Origin of the sequence: Pseudomonas sp. K5002 (genome assembly GCF_013386655.1) — a bacterium.
Taxonomy (GTDB): Bacteria; Pseudomonadota; Gammaproteobacteria; order Pseudomonadales; family Pseudomonadaceae; genus Aquipseudomonas.
This window is the reverse complement of record NZ_JACARK010000650.1, coordinates 1-1,617: the sequence shown is the minus strand read 5'-3', so window position 1 is coordinate 1,617 and position 1,617 is coordinate 1. Positions and strand designations below refer to the sequence as shown.

The 1,617-nt window shown below is 61.7% G+C and carries 3 protein-coding genes; 1 reads left to right on the top strand and 2 read right to left on the bottom strand.

Going from position 1 to position 1,617, the window contains the following annotated elements:
* A partial coding sequence (locus HX846_RS25525; RefSeq protein ID WP_178966331.1) for a transglutaminase family protein occupies positions 1-752 on the top strand: 752 nt, incomplete at its 5' end.
* Positions 753-797: 45 nt separating this feature from the next.
* On the opposite strand, the gene HX846_RS25520 is transcribed toward HX846_RS25525, so the two are convergent.
* A complete protein-coding gene (locus HX846_RS25520) occupies positions 798-977 on the bottom strand; it encodes a hypothetical protein (RefSeq protein ID WP_003217470.1) in 180 nt (59 codons plus the stop codon).
* Positions 978-1,045: 68 nt separating this feature from the next.
* Positions 1,046-1,617: TIGR00730 family Rossman fold protein (locus tag HX846_RS25515; protein ID WP_178966330.1), on the bottom strand; the 572-nt coding region annotated here is incomplete at its 5' end.

The following is a 1,617-nucleotide window of genomic DNA, read 5'->3' as shown; positions in this document are numbered from 1 at the left end:
CAGAACCGACCTCGCGCCGGGATGAACTGGATGTGTTCGGCAACCCGATCACCCGGCTGGCATTCGAGCGGCCCCATGATGAACTGCTGGTGAACGCCGGGCTGACAGTGGAGGTGTTGGCGCGGCCGCTGCTGGATTTCAGCCTGTCGCCGGCCTGGGACCAGACCCGCAACGGCCTGACCTACAGCAGCCAGCCGCTGTCGGCCGAAGTGATCGAGGCGTGCCGCTATCGGTTCGAATCGCCCTATGTGCATTTGAAGAAAAGCTTCGTCGAGTTCTCCGAAGACTGTTTCCCGGCTGGTCGTCCGTTGCTGTTGGGTGTGCAGGCGCTGATGCAGAAGATCTTCAGCGAATTTACTTTCGATGCCGAAGCCACCCAGGTCGCCACGCCGTTGGTGGAAGTGCTGGAGCGCCGGCGCGGCGTGTGCCAGGACTTCGCCCACCTGATGCTCGCGTGCCTGCGTTCCCGGGGCCTGGCGGCGCGGTATATCAGTGGTTACCTGCTGACCCAGCCACCGCCCGGCCAACCACGGTTGATCGGCGCGGATGCGTCCCACGCGTGGGTGTCGGTGTTTTGCCCGGTGTCGGGTTGGGTGGATTTTGACCCGACCAACAATGTGCAGCCGGCACTGGAACACATCACCCTGGCCTGGGGCCGGGACTTTTCCGATGTTTCGCCGTTGCGGGGGGTGATTCTGGGGGGAGGGAGCCATGACCCGGAAGTGCAGGTGACGGTGATGCCGCTGGAGTAATGCACAAGATCGTTCCCACGCTCCGNNGAGCGTGGGAACGATCACCTATTCAGCGTCTTTCGGTGCTTCGGTTTCGTCTGTAGCCACTGTACCTTCAGCATCCGGGTTCAGTGCACCGGCTTCTTCGTCGGCTGCAATTTTCTTGCGCTGCAGCTTTTCCTCTTTCTTCTGCTCTTTGGCCAAGTCTCTCTGACGTTTGGCGAAGGAGTAATTAGGTTTTGCCATGGGCGATCCTCTGGGGTCGAAGGTGAGGTTGAGCGGCGCGTATTCTGCCTTTAATCGCGTCCCAAGGGTTAATCGGGTTTTTGGTCCACCCATTTGGGCAGGACCAGCGGTTGCCAGGCATCCAGTACGTCAAGCAGCTCAGCCGGCGATTCGCTCATTTGCAGCATGGCACGATGCGGTGCCCGGACGAAGCCTTCGCCGACGATATGATCAAGAAAATCGGTCAACTTGCGGTAAAAACCGTTCACTTCGAGCAAACCCAGCGGTTTGCCGTGGTAGCCGAGCTGGCCCCAGGTCCAGACTTCGAACAGTTCTTCCAGGGTGCCCAGGCCGCCCGGCAGCGCAATAAAGGCGTCGCTCAGCTCGGCCATGCGTGCCTTGCGGGCGTGCATGCCGTCGACCACCTCCAGGCGGGTCAGGCCTTTGTGGCCGATTTCGAGGTTTTTCAGGCTTTCGGGAATAATTCCGATCACCTCGCCGCCGGCTTCCAGCGCCGCATCGGCGACGATACCCATCAGGCCCACGGCGCCGCCGCCGTACACCAGGGTCAGCTTGCGCTCCTCCAGCGCGCGCCCGAGGGCCACGGCTGCTTCACGGTAGGCCGGGTAGGTGCCGCTGCTGGCAACGCAAAACACACAGA